The sequence below is a fragment of the Brevundimonas naejangsanensis genome (assembly GCF_003627995.1).
Lineage (GTDB): Bacteria > Pseudomonadota > Alphaproteobacteria > Caulobacterales > Caulobacteraceae > Brevundimonas > Brevundimonas naejangsanensis_B.
In genome coordinates, this window is the sequence record NZ_CP032707.1 from 343,533 (window position 1) to 358,683 (window position 15,151).

8 protein-coding genes and 1 pseudogene are annotated in these 15,151 nt (G+C 67.0%); 1 reads left to right on the forward strand and 8 read right to left on the reverse strand.

The features are described 5' to 3' along the window. Positions 1-112 precede the first annotated feature (112 nt). From lpxC to murC, 8 genes and pseudogenes are all read right to left on the reverse strand, one after another. Complete coding sequence (gene lpxC / locus D8I30_RS01610; protein WP_121481180.1) at positions 113-1,012, reverse strand: UDP-3-O-acyl-N-acetylglucosamine deacetylase; 900 nt, start codon at positions 1,010-1,012, stop codon at positions 113-115. Between the two features lie 348 nt (positions 1,013-1,360). Beyond that, positions 1,361-2,944 carry a cell division protein FtsZ gene (ftsZ, locus tag D8I30_RS01615; RefSeq protein ID WP_121481181.1) on the reverse strand — a complete coding sequence of 528 codons (1,584 nt, stop codon included), beginning with the start codon at positions 2,942-2,944 and terminating at the stop codon, positions 1,361-1,363. 258 nt (positions 2,945-3,202) lie between these two features. Beyond that, entirely contained in the window at positions 3,203-6,547 is a 3,345-nt protein-coding gene (locus D8I30_RS01620; protein WP_121481182.1) for a TonB-dependent receptor domain-containing protein, read from the reverse strand. Positions 6,548-6,963: 416 nt separating this feature from the next. After that, entirely contained in the window at positions 6,964-8,289 is a 1,326-nt protein-coding gene (ftsA, locus tag D8I30_RS01625) for a cell division protein FtsA (RefSeq protein WP_240387285.1), read from the reverse strand. 29 nt (positions 8,290-8,318) lie between these two features. Beyond that, positions 8,319-9,158 carry a cell division protein FtsQ/DivIB gene (locus tag D8I30_RS01630; protein ID WP_121481184.1) on the reverse strand — a complete coding sequence of 280 codons (840 nt, stop codon included), beginning with the start codon at positions 9,156-9,158 and terminating at the stop codon, positions 8,319-8,321. Continuing rightward, on the reverse strand, positions 9,146-10,084 hold the full coding sequence (locus D8I30_RS01635) for a D-alanine--D-alanine ligase (protein WP_121481185.1): 939 nt from the start codon (positions 10,082-10,084) through the stop codon (positions 9,146-9,148). The genes D8I30_RS01630 and D8I30_RS01635 overlap by 13 nt, the downstream gene beginning before the upstream one ends. Positions 10,085-10,383: 299 nt before the next feature. Beyond that, positions 10,384-11,291 (reverse strand): annotated as a pseudogene (gene murB, locus D8I30_RS01640) (UDP-N-acetylmuramate dehydrogenase). A 151-nt stretch (positions 11,292-11,442) separates the two neighbouring features. After that, positions 11,443-12,888 carry a UDP-N-acetylmuramate--L-alanine ligase gene (gene murC / locus D8I30_RS01645; RefSeq protein WP_121481186.1) on the reverse strand — a complete coding sequence of 482 codons (1,446 nt, stop codon included), beginning with the start codon at positions 12,886-12,888 and terminating at the stop codon, positions 11,443-11,445. Between the two features lie 146 nt (positions 12,889-13,034). Between murC and D8I30_RS01650 the strand changes: the two genes are divergently transcribed. After that, a complete protein-coding gene (locus D8I30_RS01650; protein WP_121481187.1) occupies positions 13,035-15,116 on the forward strand; it encodes a catalase in 2,082 nt (693 codons plus the stop codon). Positions 15,117-15,151 lie beyond the last annotated feature (35 nt).

The following is a 15,151-nucleotide window of genomic DNA, read 5'->3' on the forward strand; positions in this document are numbered from 1 at the left end:
GGATGAGGGGTGTTGCGACCTCGGACAGGGATTTCTCGGCGAACCATAGAGAGACCCCTCATCCGTCATGCCTGCGCATGACACCTTCTCCCACAAGGGGAGAAGGGAAAACTCAGCCCGCCATCGCCATGTCGGGGACGCGGATCGTTTCGCGCCAGGCGTCGGGCTGGGCCAGCAGGGCGCGGACCAGCTTGTTGTTCAGGGCGTGGCCCGCCTTGACGCCTTCATAGCGGCCCAGCAGGGGCGCGCCGAGGACGTACAGGTCGCCGATGGCGTCCAGGGCCTTGTGGCGCACGAACTCGCGCTCCATGCGCAGGCCGCCGGGGTTCAGGATCTGGTCGCCGTCGATGACCACGGCGTTCTCCAGGCTGCCGCCGCGGGCCAAACCGGCCTGACGCAGAGCCTCGACCTCATGGGCGAAGCCGAAGGTGCGGGCGGCCATGATCTCGGCGCGGAAGGTCGCCTCGTCCACGACGAAATCCACCACCTGATTGCCGATGACCGGCGTGGGGAAGTCGATCTCGAACCGCATCTCGTAGCGATCGCAAGGCAGCAGGACGGCGGACTTGTCGCCCTCCTTCACCCGGATCGGCTTGAGGATCTCGATATAGGTCTGGGGCGCTTCCTGGCGGCGGAAGCCCGCGCGGTCCAGAAGTTGAACGAACGGCAGGGCCGAACCGTCCAGGATCGGCAGTTCCGGCCCGTCCACCTCGATCACGGCGTTGGAGACGCCCAGGGCCGCCAGGGCGGCCATCAGATGCTCGATCGTCGACAGGCGCACGCCCGCCGCGTTCTCGATCATGGTGTTCAGGCGCGCGTCCACGACCGCCTCGCCCGAGACGGGGATGCGATTGTCGCGGTCGGTCACGTCGGTGCGCACGAAGACGATGCCGTGGCCGGGCGCGGCCGGGCGCACGACCAGACGCACACGGCGGCCGGTGTGCACGCCGACGCCGGCGCAGATGGCCGGGGCGACGATGGTCTGTTCGTACTGGTCGTTGCGGACCGTCACTCGGAAACTCTCTATTGCACGACCCGCCCGTCGGACGGTCGCCGCCTTGCCTGTCCTTTAACCACGCGGCCGCAAGCCTGAAAGCCAAGTCCAGTTTCGGATTGTTTCGGTTCAGTTACGGCGGAGCTGAAAGGGCCAGGTCGCCGCTCATCCCGGCGAAGGCCGGGACCAGATTGTAAGGCGCATCACCTACCGAGACGGCGTGACCGAGCCCTCAAGCCCGCCGCTTCGCCATATCTGGGCCCCAGCCTTCGCCGGGATGAGCGGTCAAGGATGATCGGGTCCAAAAAGAAAAACGCCCCGGAGGTCGGCTCCGGGGCGTTTCTTGTCAGGGTCTGTTTCGGCCGATCAGTTGGCCAGGCGACGCAGGAAGGACGGGATCTCCAGGTCGTCATCCTCGACCTGGCCCAGTTGCGGGTCCTGATGCTGCGGCTGGACCGATTGGGTCTGGCGCAGTTGCTGGGTCGTGCGGTTCGACGACGGCGGCGGCGCGTAGGAGGGCTGCTGCTGCTGCGGCTGCTGGCGCTTGCGGCCGAACAGGCTCCAGCCGCTGCGACGGTGGTCGCGCTCGTCGTAGAAGGCTTCCTCGGCGGGCTCTTCGTGACGGGCGGCAGGGCGCTGGGCCGGTTGCGGCGCCGGCTGCTGGCGCTGCGGAGCGCGGTCGAAATAGAGGTCGCCCTGCTCCGAGGCGGCGGGCTGGGCGCGGACGGCGCCCTGCTCGTATTCCTCGACCCACGGATCGACGATCGGCTCCAGATTGCGGGGCGCGTCGTGGATGACCGGCTCGGGCTTGGCCTCGATCTTGGGCTCGGGCGCGCGGGCGGCCGGGGTCTCATAGGCCGGAGCCGGCGCCGGAGCGGGCTCGCGCACCGGCTCGATACGGACTTCCGGCTGACGCGGCGCGGCGGCCGACAGACCGCCCGAGCGGCTGAAGGCCTGGCCCTGCGGCTCGATCTGCTGGATGACGCCTTCGTCCATGCCGGTGGCGACGACGGAGACGCGGATCTTGCCGTCCAGGGCCGGGTCGAAGGCGGCGCCGAAGATGATGTTGGCGTCGCCGTCCACTTCACCGGCGATGGCGTTGGCGGCCTCGTCGACTTCCAGCAGGGTCATGTCCATGCCGCCGGTGATGTTCACCAGCACGGCCTTGGCGCCCTTCAGGCTGGTCTCGTCCAGCAGGGGGTTGGCGATGGCGTTCTGGGCCGCCAGCAGGGCGCGGTCGTCGCCCGTGGCCTCGCCCGTGCCCATCATGGCCTTGCCCATCTCGCTCATCACGGCGCGGACGTCGGCGAAGTCGAGGTTGATCAGGCCCGGCAGGATCATCAGGTCGGTGATCGAGCGCACGCCCGAGTGCAGGACCTGGTCGGCCATACCGAAGGCGTCGGAGAAGGTGGTGCGCTCGTTGGCGACCCGGAACAGGTTCTGGTTCGGAATGACGATCAGGGTGTCGACGTAGCGCTGCAGCTCGGCCACGCCGGCGTCGGCCAGGCGCATCCGGTGACGGCCTTCGAAGGTGAAGGGCTTGGTCACCACGCCGACGGTCAGGATGCCGCGGTCGCGTGCGCATTTGGCGATGACCGGCGCCGCGCCGGTGCCGGTGCCGCCGCCCATGCCGCAGGTGATGAAGACCATGTGCGCGCCTTCCAGGTGCGCGTGGATCTCGTCGGCGCTCTCCTCGGCGGCGTTCATGCCGACCTCGGGGTGGGCGCCCGCGCCCAGGCCCTGGGTGATGGTCTCGCCCAGTTGGATGCGACGGTCGGTCTTGGCGAAGCTCAGGTGCTGGGCGTCAGTGTTGGCGACCACGAACTCCACGCCTTCGAGGCCCGAGTCGATCATGTTGTTGACGGCGTTGCCGCCCGCTCCACCGACGCCGAAGACGACGATGCGAGGCTTCAGTTCCGTGGCTTCCGGCTTCACCAGCGAGAGAGACATTGTGTAATTCCGACCTTAGGACCCTGCCCTTCGTCCCCGATGCGAACTCCCCGCCGAATCGCATTGGTTATGAGCGCGTTAAGGAAAACCCTTTCGGCGTTAACGAAGGGTTACCCTCATAGCGTGAGTCGGAGCCGACGGGACCCCGCCGAGCCAGCTTGGCCGCGAATATTCCTGAATTTTCTTCATCCGCACGGCCGAAAGAAAAAAGGGCGGCTCCGAGGAACCGCCCTTCGTCTTCATGCTCTCAGGCCGGACTTACCAGGGACGGTAGTTCACGCCGATGTAGAAGCGACGACCGTAGGGGTCGAAGTTCGAGTAGAGCGCATCGCCGAGCCACGGGTTTTGCGCCTTGTTGAAGACGTTGGTCACGCCAGCGCGCACGGTCACTTCGTCGTTCACCGAATAGCGAACGGAGAAGTCGTTACGGGCGAAGTTGCCGGTATCCAAGGCGCTGGCCGGACGCGAGTCCGTGTTGCCGCCCGAGATGAAGTCACGCTGGAAGATGATGTTCTGAGACGTCTGCCAGTCCGTTGTCCAGGTCATCGACAGGTCAGCGTTCGGCTGCCAGGTAATGCGGTTCGTCAGACGAACGCGCGGATAGTACAGCGCCGAGGCCGACTCCACGAAGAAATCGGGCGAGGTGAAGCTGTTGTAGTTCTTCTGCTCGATGAGCCACGAACCACCCAGATCCCAGGTGATGGAGCCCAAGTCGTGGCCGATCAGGTCCGCCGTTTCGAAGCCATAGCGGCCCTTGAAGTCCAGACCGCGGACTTCGCGACGGGCGTAGTTCAGCGGGACCTGAATGAAGCCGCCGACCGGATCGCCGCTCGGGCGACCGACCTTGAAGCTGTCAACAGCGTCCGCCGCGCCCGTTTCACGGAAGATGCGGCTGCAGGCGAAGACGTCGAGCGCCGGGCCGTCCACGCACTGGTTGGCGAGGATCTGCGCCGAGACCGACTGGATCACGCTCTCGATCTTGATCTCATAGTAGTCGAGAACCATCGAGAAGTTCGGGACAAAGCGCGGCTGGAAAACCGTCGAGAAGGTGAAGGATTCCGAGGTTTCCGGCTTCAGTTCCGGGTTGCCGCCGTTCACGCCGGCGATACCCGAGGAATAGGTCGGCAGATAGGCGTTGGCCGCCGTCACATCGGTCCAGTTGAAGCTCAGCCCCTTAGCCGCCGCAAGCGCCTCACAGTTGGCGATGCGGTTGGCGCGTTCGTCACCCTTGCGCGCCGCCGACGTGATCTGGCGGGTGTCGCAGGGGTCAACGAAGCCGTTGGCGAAGGTCTGGGTGAGCGGCGCGTTGGTCTCAGCCAGGTTCGGCGAACGGAACGAGGTGTTGAAGCTGGTCTTGAAGGTGATGTCCTGAACCGGACGATAGACCAGGTTCACGCCATAGACGTCGCCCGAACCCGCCTGAGAGTAGTCGAAGTAGCGGTACGAGGCGCTGAGTTCGGCATACTCGCCAAGGAAGCTGTCACGCAGCAGCGGAACAGAGATTTCGGCAAAGGCTTCATTGCTGTCGTACGAGGACGGCAAGAAGTCGCCGCCCGTGTTCAGTTGCAGGTAACGACCGGCGGTCGAGTTGGTGCGACCGAGGCCCTGGGCCTCTTCCTTGCGCCATTCGACGCCGACAGCGTAGCCCAGCGGGCCGGCGCCCCAGAAGTCCCAAAGTTGGCCCGACTGCGAGGCGATGAAGTTCTGCTGGCGGTTACGCTCATCCAGGAAGATCGACGCCGTGATGAAGTCGATGGCTTCAGCCGATTGATTGCCAGCGCCGAAGACGTTCAACGGAGCGCACTGGGCGACTTCCGGGTCGGTCTTGGACAGAAACTCGCGCTTGTCATCCAGATTGCCGCTCCAGTTATCCACCGGACGACCTTGGGCGGCCAGCAACTGAGCCCGACAGACGATCTGGCCCGGCTTTCCGCTGACGAGACCGGCGGTATCCACCACGGCGTCTAGCGCGAGCGCCGTCCGCAGAATGTCCATGCCGGTTTCTTTATTATAGTTGTCCAGCTGCCCGAAGGTATAGGACAAGTCCCATCCGAAGTTGCGGATGAAGCCCACCTGATCATAGTTGCCCTTCAGGGCCGCGACGTAGCGCTGGACCTGACGCGAATTTTCCTGGCTGCGATTAATGCCGAAGGCTTGGTGACGCGCATAGTTGCGAGTGACGGTGCTCGTGACGGCGCCCGGGGTCGTGGGCGTCGGCGAGCCGTACGTGTCGACCTGGTTGTTTTGCAGCGCGGCACGGATCACGGCCGGCAGGAAGGCGTTGTCGTCGATACGAGTGGTGAAGGCCGACGACCCAAGCAGCGGCTGAACGGCGTCATTCGCCCAGGTGTCCGAAATATAGACGTCGAAGAAGCTGGGCTGGGTGACAATGAAGCTTTGCTCATCGACATACTTGGCTTCGACGTAAGCGGTGACGTTGTCGGTCACCTTGAAGTTGGCGCCCACTTGGAAACGCGAGGATTCCGATTCCGGAGTCCGCGAGAAGCCGCCGAAGGTGGTGTTAGCGTTATCGCCGTCGCCACCGATGTTATACGGACGGTTGGTGCCGACAGCGCCGATGCGCGTGCCCAGGTTCACCAGCCGAGCCTGACCGTTTTCATACCAGTAGGTCTTGGCCGGATCGATGGCGTAGCAGGCGGCGACCGTGTAGCTGGTGCAGTTCGCGAGCGGGATCAGGGGGTTGGTGGTAGGCGAAGGCCGCTGGCTGTTCGCGATGTTGGTGACGCCCCAACGCGGACGGCCGACGTAACGCACGTCATAGAACAAGGCGTTGTCATAGATGCCGTCAGTGGCCGGGCCGATCAGCGCATTCGTCGGATCGGCGTCCACAGCCACGACAGTGCGGCCATCACGCAGCCAAGCGATGTCTTCACCCTGGACCTCGTCGACCTTCTCGTACTCGGCGAAGGCGTAGAGATTCAGACGATCATCGAAGAAGTTCTTACCGATCAACCCCGAGATACGGCGCGTCATCGGAGCGTCGGTGTCGTCGCCCGCGATCTGACCAGCGTTGGCGTCGATTTCTAGGCCGTCGAAGTCCTTGCGCAGGTTGTAGTTCAGAACGCCCGAAACGGCGTCAGCGCCGTAAACCGACGAGGCGCCCCCGGTGATGATTTCGATGTTCTGGATCAGCAGGCGCGGGATGGTGTCGACGTCGACCAGCAGACGGCCGACCTGGGCGCCGACCTGACGGCGACCATCGATCAACGTCAGAACGCGGTCGGTGCCGAGGCTGCGCAGGTTGGCAGCCGAAACGCCGGCGATGTTTAGCGAACCCGTGGTGTCCGAAGGAACCAGCGAGTTCGACAGGGCAGGAATGGTCGCCAGGTAGTCGATGACGCTGGTCAGACCAGTTTCCATCAGCTGTTCCTGACTCACTTGGATCAGCGGCGTCGGGGCGTTCACCGGGTCGCGGCGAATACGCGAACCCGTGACGACGATCTCGCCCACTTCAGTGGTTTGACCATCGACAGGAACCGGCGCGACCGGGGTGGCGCGTTCTTGAGCGAAGGCCGGAGCCGAAACGGCGATAACGCCGGCCAGGACGGTCGTCCCAAAGAGATATTTGCGCTTCAGATGCATTTGGTTTGCCCCAACCTTCGTTGAACTCGAAGAGCGCCCCCGTTGAATCAAGAGAGCCCCGTCAGGGTCCGTCTAACCAATAACCGCGCGCAAGCAAGCATTGTGTCGTGATTTTGGCCACGAAACGTCAGTCGTGTAACAATCAGGCCACAACCCCACCAAACTTGAGGTCACAAGAAGGCAGAAGGAGTTTGCGGTTGAAATTCTCACCGCCAGACCCGCCCTGCGCGCATGAAGTCACCATTTTCAATGGCAAGACGCCATACCCGCGGCGCCTCAATCAAGGCGACATTGCGCTGCAATCCGCCCAAGTCACGGGAAGGTCGGCTGCAGGGCGCGCGCCTGCGCATCCGCCATCTGAATCGGCCCAGATGGGCAAGGATTTTTAGAATTGGGTCCGGGCGCGCCTGGAGCGCCTACAGATTATCCCGCAGCCAGCCCGCCGCGCGGGCCACCATGCCGCCGCGGTGCACCTTGGGCGCGTCGGCGGCGGTGATCTGGCGTGACATCAGCTTGCGGGCGGAGACCGCCTCGCGCGGGCCGTAGGCGGCGCGCAGCAGGACGCCGGCGGCCGAGCAGAAGGCCGGGCCGGCGGCGGCGTCGGCCAGGTGGGGCGCGCGTTGCGGGCGGCCCAGGCGCACCGGGCGGTCAAAGACGCGCACGGCCAGTTCCCGGACGCCGTTCAGTTGGCTGGCGCCGCCGGTCAGGACGAGGCCAGCGCCGGGCTCCAGGCCCATGCCGGCGTGCTTCAGGCGGTCGCGCAGCAGTTCGAGCGTCTCTTCCACGCGCGGGGCGATGACGGTCTTCAGCATGGCGCGCGGGACGACGACAGGGCCGGCCGAGGCGTCCTCGCCGCGCGGCGGGGCCTCCAGCATTTCGCGGTCTTCGTTGGCGCTGGCCATGGCCGAGCCGTGCAGGGTCTTCAGACGCTCGGCGCCGACGCGCGAGGTCGACAGGCCGCGCGCGATGTCGGCGGTCACATGGTCGCCGCCGACGTTCAGGCTTTCGATGTGCAGCAGGGAGCGTCCGCCCCAGACGGCCGCCGAGGTCGAGCCGCCGCCCATGTCGATGCACAGGGCGCCCAGTTCCATCTCATCCTCCTCCAGCGCGGCGAGGGAGGAGACGACCGGCGCGGCGGCCACGCCCTGAAGATCCAGGTGGGCCAGTTCGAGGCAGTGGCTGAGGGCGTTGAACGATCCCTCCGACATGGAGACGACCAGCAGGTCCAGCCCCAGCGAGCCGCCGCGCATCGCACGCGGATCGTGCACGCCGCGCGCCCCATCCACCGACCAGGCGATGGGCAGGACGTGGATCGGACGCCGGTTCGGCAGGCGGATCTGGGCCAGGGCCATGCCGATGGCGCGCGCCAGATCGGCGTCGCTGATCGGGTGCGAGCCCAGCGAAACGCGCGCCTGCACCCGGTGGCTGGCCATCTGGCCGATGGCCGTGGTGACGACGACGCCGGAGACGGGCGCGCCCGCCGCGCGCTCGGCGCGTTCGACGGCGTGGCCGATGGCCTGGGCCGTCTCGTCCATGTTGACGATGGCCCCGCCCTTGACGCCGCGCGACTGGACATGGCCGGCGCCGGCGACGCGAATGGTGCGGTCGGCGTGGCGCACGCCGTCCGGCTTCATGATGAAGCAGGCGACCTTGGACTGGCCGAGATCGAGCGCGGCCACGACCGGCGCGCGCGGCGCGCCCCTGCCCTGTTCCGGCTTCATGTCTCGGCTGCGTCCAACCATGGGGTCGTGTCCTTGGAGGTCAGAGGGTGTCAGGCAGCGCCTTCGGAAGGGCGGACGGCCACTTCTTCCGGCGTGCGAAGGTCGATGCGGGCGAAGCCCAGGTCCAGCAGGCGTTCGCGCTGGTCCAGGGCGTCGAGGCGGATGAGGGCGGATTCCTGATCCACGGCGGGCAGCTGGATCAGGGCGCCGTCCTTGAGGCGCAGATCCCAGCGGCGCTCGTCCACGCGGACCAGGGCGTCGACCTTGGCCATCAGGCGCGGGCGCTGGGCCAGCAGGGGCAGGACGTCAGACGCGGCCTGATCGGCGCCCTTGCCCACCACCAGCGGCAGGCGCGGATAGCGGCCCGCGTCGGCGCCCGGAATGACGATGCCTTGCGCGTCGATGACATGGGCCTTGCCGCCGACCTGCCAGACGGCGAGGCGGTCGTGTTCCTTGACGTCCACGATCAGGGTGTCGGGCAGCAGGCGCACCACGCGCGCCTCCTTGACCCAGCCGACGGTCTGCACCCGGTCGCGCACGGCGCCCAGATCCAGGCTGACGATGGGCTGGTCGGCGTGAACGCCGACGGCGGCGCGCACGGCGGCGGCGGCCTCGGGCGAGGCGCCGGTGACGTGGACCTGACGCACCTTCAGGCCCATGCCGGTCGTCACCGCGTCAAAGCGTTGAACGGCGGCGTTGGAGATGCGCTCGGCCCGCGCCCCGGTGGCCAGGACGGCGGCCAGAATGCCGACGCCCACGACCAGGGTGGCCGCCACGACGCGCGGCGACATGTCCAGGCGGCCGATCGCGGCCGCGCGGCCGGACGACGCGCCGCGCGCCCCGCCCTTGCCCGCAGACTGTCGCCGACCGCCGCGCACTACCGCGGGCATGAGGCGTCCTCCACCATCCACCGAACCAGTTCGCGATAATCCATCCCGACGAAGGCCGCCTGCTCAGGGCTGAGCGAAGTCGGGGTCATGCCGGGCTGGGTGTTGACCTCCAACAGAACGAGAACGTCGTTAACATCGTCATAACGGAAGTCGGCCCGGGAAACCCCTCGGCAACCCATGGCCGTGTGGGCCAGCTCGGCCTGGCGCAGGGCCTTCTCGAACACATGCGGCGGCAGGTCGGCGGGCAGGACGTGCTTGGAGCCGCCCTCGGCGTATTTGGCCTCGTAGTCGTAGAAGCCCTTGGTCGGGGTGATGTCGGTGATGGTCAGGGCGCGCGGACCGGTCGCCTCACCGATCACGCTGACCGCCAGTTCCTTGCCGGGAATGAAGGGCTCGACCATGACCTGGTCGCCGTAGGCCCAGTCGTCGGCGCCGACCTCGACCACCGGACGGTTGGCGCCCTCGCGCACCAGGAAGACGCCGACCGAGGAGCCCTCGGCGTTCGGCTTGACGACATAGGGCGGGTCGATGACGTGGCGGCTGGCGACCTCATGGCGGTCAAACAGGCCGCCGCCGGGAACGATGACGCCCGCGGCGTGCAGGACGGCCTTGGACTTGTCCTTGTCCATGGCCAGGGCCGAAGCCAGGACGCCGGAGTGGGTGTAGGGAATTTTCAGCGTCTCGAGGATGCCCTGGACGCAGCCGTCCTCGCCCCATTTGCCGTGCAGGGCGTTGAAGACGACGTCGGGCTTCAGCGCCGTCAGCACCTGAGCCAGGTCCCTGCCGGCGTCGACGCGCGTGACCTTGGCGACCTGCCCTTCCAGGGCGTCGGCGCAGCCGCGGCCCGAGGACAGCGAGACCTCGCGTTCCGACGACAGGCCGCCCATCAGGACAGCGACGTGAAGGGTGTTCAGGGGCGCACGCATGGCAACATCCGAAGACTAGCCCGCCCCTATGCCCTGAATACGGTTAACCGGTTGGAAACGATACGGGGTCGTGCAGCGAAATTCGCAGGTTTTCCACCCTCTCCCGATGGGAGAGGGCTTGAGCCTCCAAGAGCGCAGCGATTGGCGAAGGCGAAAGGGTGAGGGTTCGCGATCGAAGTCGGCCAAAGGCCGTCGCGCAACGGCTTACGCCGACTGACGGGACAAGCCCCTCACCCTTTCGCGCAAGAACGATCGCCTTCGGCTCTCGTGCGCTCAAACCCTCTCCCGCCGGGAGAGGGTTACTTCCGCCCGATCCGCTTGATTTCCCAGTTCAGCTGCACGCCCGTCTTGGCCAGCACGTCGGCGCGGACGGCCTCGCCCAGGCCTTCGATGTCCGCCGCCGTCGCCTCGCCGGGGTTGATCATGAAGTTGGAGTGCAATTCACTGAACATCGCCCCCCGCCGGTGACGGCGTGCAACTTGCCGCGCCAGCCCGCCTCATCGACCAGCTTCCATGAGGAATGGCCGTCCGGGTTCTTGAAGGTCGAGCCGCCGGTCTTCTCGCGGATCGGCTGGGTCTTCTCGCGACGCTCGGTGATCTCGCTGATGCGGGCGGCGACGGCCTCGGGCGCGTCAGGCGTGCCGCGATAGGTCGCCTCGATCCAGATGATGTCGGCCGGGGCGTTCGAGTGGCGATAGGTATAGCCGAAGTCGGCCAGGGCCAGTTCGACCCGCTCGCCCTTGCGGTTCAGGCCCCAGGCCGAGACCAGAACGTCCTTGGTCTCCGCGCCGTAGCAGCCCGCGTTCATGGTCAGGGCGCCGCCGATCGAGCCCGGAATCCCGGCGTAGAACTCCAGCCCGGCGATGCCCGCCTTGGCCGAGGCGCGCGCCACCATGCTGTCCAGCGCGCCCGCGCCCGCCGTGACCGTGACGCCGTCGGTCGTCACCTGGCCCCAGGCGCGACCCGCCAGCCGGATCACCACGCCCTCGACCCCGCCGTCGCGCACGATCAGGTTGGAGCCGACGCCGATCACCGTCACCGGCACGGATTCCGGGAGGGCCTTCAGGAAGTCGGCCAGATCATCGGCGTCCGCCGGAATGAACAGCGCCTCCGCCGCCCCGCCCACGCGGAACCAGGTGTAGGGCCCCAGCGGCTCGTTCAGCAGCAGCTTGCCGCGCACGGCGGGGAGGTTGTCAGTCCAGGCCATCCAGTAATCCGCTCATCCCGGCGGACGCCGGGACCCAGTGCTTTGGCTGCATCCAGCCGTTTGACGTTCAATCCGATGTAGGGCGGCAAGGCTTCGTCGTGAAGCTCTCACTGGATCCCGGCGTCCGCCGGGATGAGCGGGAGCGTGAGATTCAGCCCAGCGCCTCCAGCTGCGCCGGCAGGGCGTAGGCCCAGCTGGTGATGTCGCCGGCGCCCAGCAGCACGACCAGATCGCCCGGCTTCGCCTCTTCGCGGATGACGCGCGGCAGGGCGGCGGCGTTCTCCAGCGCAGCGACGTGGCGGTGGCCGTAGCGGCGCACGCCCTCGACCAGGGCGTGTTTGTCGACGCCCTCGATCGGCTGTTCGCCCGCCGGATAGACGTCGGCGACCAGAACGCTGTCGGCGTCCGAGAAACAGGTCGAGAAGTCCTGCATCAGATCGCGCAGCCGGGTGTAGCGGTGCGGCTGGACCACGGCGATGACGCGGCCGGGGTTGTCGGCGTTCTGGACCACCTGGCGCGCGGCCTTCAGAACGGCGGCGATCTCGACCGGGTGGTGGCCGTAGTCGTCGATGACGCGCACGCCGTTAGCCACGCCCGTGGTGGTGAAGCGGCGTTTGACCCCGCCGAAGCCGGCCAGGCCGCGACGGATGGAGTCCTCGTCGACCCCGATCTCGCGCGCCACGGCGATGGCGGCCAGGGCGTTGGAGACGTTGTGCCAGCCCGCCATGGGCAGGTGCAGGTTCTCGATGCGCGCCGGTTCCTCCAGGGCGGCCATGCCCTGCCCCTGGATCACCACGTCGAAACGCGAGCCGTCCGGGTCCATGCGGACGTTGTCGGCGCGGACCATGGCCTGGGGGTTCAGGCCGTAGGTGACCAGGCGGCGGTTGTCGATCTTGGCCGCCAGCTTCTGCACCTCGGGGTGGTCCAGGCAGACCACGCCGAAGCCGTAGAAGGGAATGTCCTCGATGAAGTCGCAGAACGCCTTCTTCACCGCGTCGAAATCGCCGTAGTGGTCGAGGTGCTCCGGGTCGATATTGGTGATGATGGCGACCGTGCACTTCAGGCGCAGGAAGGAGCCGTCGCTCTCGTCCGCCTCGACCACGATCCAGTCGCCGTCGCCGACCTTGGCGTTGGTGCCATAGGCGTTGATGATGCCGCCGTTGACCACCGTCGGGTCCAGCGAACCCGCATCCAGCAGGGCCGCCACCATGGAGGTCGTCGTCGTCTTGCCGTGGGTGCCGCCGACGCCGATCGAGAACTGCAGACGCATCAGCTCGGCCAGCATCTCGGCGCGGCGCACCAGGGGGATGCGCCGCTCGCGCGCCACCATCAGCTCAGGGTTCGTCGCCTTGACCGCCGTGGAATAGACCACCGCCGAGACGCCCTCGGTCACATGGGCGGCGTCGTGGCCGATGTAGATGCGGGCGCCCAGCTTCTCGAGCCGCTCGGTGTTGGCGCTGGCCTTGGCGTCCGAGCCCTGCACCTGATAGCCGATCTTCAGCATGATCTCGGCGATGCCGCTCATGCCGATGCCGCCGATGCCGACGAAGTGGACAGGCCCAAGGGCGAACGGAACGGGGCGGAGGCGACGGATCATCCCCGCGTCATAGCCGCACCGCCGCGACCTGCGAAGGGCCCGACCCGCTGGCGATGAAATTTACGTCAAATCAGCCACGCCGTGCGCGACCAATCGCGGGCGCCCGCGTTCGCTCCTGGCCATCAAGGGCAAATCAGGAGCGCGCCGTGACGGATCAATCCAAGAATGGGGACGTAAGGGGCAATGGGGGCGAGTTGCAGCAACAAGCCTCGACGCCCGAAGCACGGCTGACCACCAACCATGGAGCGCCGCTCAGCGACAACCAGAACTCGCTGCGGGGCGGCCCGCGCGGCCCGACGCTGCTGGAAGACTTCATCCTGCGCGAAAAGATCCAGCATTTCGACCACGAGCGCATCCCCGAGCGCATCGTCCACGCGCGCGGCTCGGCCGCGCACGGCGTCTTTGAACTGACCGAGAGCCTGGCGGCCTACACCACCGCCAAGGTGCTGACCGAGGTCGGCGAGAAGACCGAGGTCTTCACCCGCTTCTCCACCGTGGCGGGGGGTGCCGGGTCGATCGACACGCCGCGCGACGTGCGCGGCTTCGCGGTCAAATTCTACACCAAGGAGGGCAACTGGGACCTGGTGGGGAACAACATCCCGATCTTCTTCATCCAGGACGCGATCAAATTCCCCGACCTGATCCACGCGGTGAAGATGGAGGCCGATCGCGGCTATCCCCAGGCGGCCAGCGCGCACGATACCTTCTGGGACTTCATCGGCCTGATGCCCGAAAGCACCCACATGGTGATGTGGGCCATGTCGGACCGCGCCATCCCGCGCTCGCTGCGGATGATCGAGGGGTTCGGCGTCAACACCTTCCGGCTGGTCAACGCCGAGGGCCAGTCCCACTTCGTCAAGTTCCACTGGCGGCCCCGGTTGGGCACGCAGTCGACCTGCTGGGACGAGGCGGTCAAGATCGCCGGGGCCGACCCGGACTTCCACCGCCGCGACCTGTTCGACGCCATCGACAAGGGCGACTTCCCCGAGTGGGACTTCGCCGTGCAGATCCTGACCCAGGCCGACGCCGACGCCCTGCCCTTCGACATCCTGGACGCGACCAAGCTGATCCCTGAGGAGACGCATCCGTTGAAGGTGATCGGGCGGATGACGCTGAACCGCAACCCCGACAACTTCTTCGCCGAGACGGAACAGGCGGCCTTTCTGCCGACCAACATCGTGCCGGGGATCGACTTTTCGGAAGACCCGCTGCTGCAGGGGCGGTTGTTCTCCTATCAGGACACCCAGTTGTCGCGGCTAGGGACGGTGAACTTCCACCAAATCCCGATCAACCGGGCCAAGGGCTGCCCCTTCCAGAACTTCCAGCGCGACGGCCACATGCAGACCCAGGTTTTCACCGGCCGGGCCAACTATGAGCCGAACAGCCTGGCCGAGTCTGGCGAAGCGGGCGGCCCGCGCGCCGACGCCAAGGGCGGCTTCACCAGCTTCCGCGCGCCCGTGGAGGGGGAGAAGGCGCGGCTGCGCTCCGAGACCTTCGCCGACCACTACAGCCAGGCCCGGCTTTTCTTCCGCAGCCTGGAGACGCCCGAACAGGCCCACCTGGCCTCGGCCCTCGTCTTCGAACTGTCGAAGGTGTCGCTGGAGCATGTGCGCGTCCGCGTCATGGGCAATCTGCGCAATGTCGACGAGGACCTGGCCAAGCGGGTGGCGGACGGCGTGGGCATGGCCCTGCCGAAGAAGAACCCGGCGGCGGCGGAGCCGATCGACCTGGCGCCCTCGCCCGCCCTGCGCCTGGTCGGCAAGTATCCCGCCAGCCTGAAGGGGCGGATGGTCGGCGTCCTGGTCACCGACGGGGCCGACGGCGCCGTGGTCAAGGCGGTGCAGGACGCGGCCGAGGCGGCCGGCGCGGCGGTGGAGATCATCGCGCCCAAGCGCGGAGGGGCCAAGCTTAAGGACGGCTCTACGCTGAAGGCGGACCATCAACTGGCGGGCGCGCCCTCGGTGCTGTTCGACGCGGTGGCCCTGGTGCTGTCGGCGGAGGGCTGCAAGCAGTTGCTGACCGAAGGCGCGGCCATCGACTTCGCCAAGGACGCCTTTGGGCACCTGAAGGCCATAGGTCATACGCCCGAAGCCCAACCCCTGCTCGACAAGGCGGGGGTCGAGGCGGACACCGGCGTGGTCGATCTGTCGAACGGGGCGGATCCCTTCATCAAGCCCGCCGCCACCCGCCAATGGGACCGCGAACCCAAGGTCCGCATCCTGGCCTGACACCACGGGTCAAGTCCAAGTCGGCGAAGAGGGGA

What these genes read in the sequence shown, in the direction of transcription:
- ftsA (WP_240387285.1), bottom strand. Translation starts at nt 8,289, where the DNA reads ATGGTTGGACGCAGCCGAGACATGAAGCCGGAACAGGGCAGGGGCGCG.
- murC (WP_121481186.1), bottom strand. Translation starts at nt 12,888, where the DNA reads ATGATCCGTCGCCTCCGCCCCGTTCCGTTCGCCCTTGGGCCTGTCCAC.
- D8I30_RS01620 (WP_121481182.1), bottom strand. Translation starts at nt 6,547, where the DNA reads ATGCATCTGAAGCGCAAATATCTCTTTGGGACGACCGTCCTGGCCGGC.
- D8I30_RS01630 (WP_121481184.1), bottom strand. Translation starts at nt 9,158, where the DNA reads ATGCCCGCGGTAGTGCGCGGCGGTCGGCGACAGTCTGCGGGCAAGGGC.
- ftsZ (WP_121481181.1), bottom strand. Translation starts at nt 2,944, where the DNA reads ATGTCTCTCTCGCTGGTGAAGCCGGAAGCCACGGAACTGAAGCCTCGC.
- D8I30_RS01635 (WP_121481185.1), bottom strand. Translation starts at nt 10,084, where the DNA reads ATGCGTGCGCCCCTGAACACCCTTCACGTCGCTGTCCTGATGGGCGGC.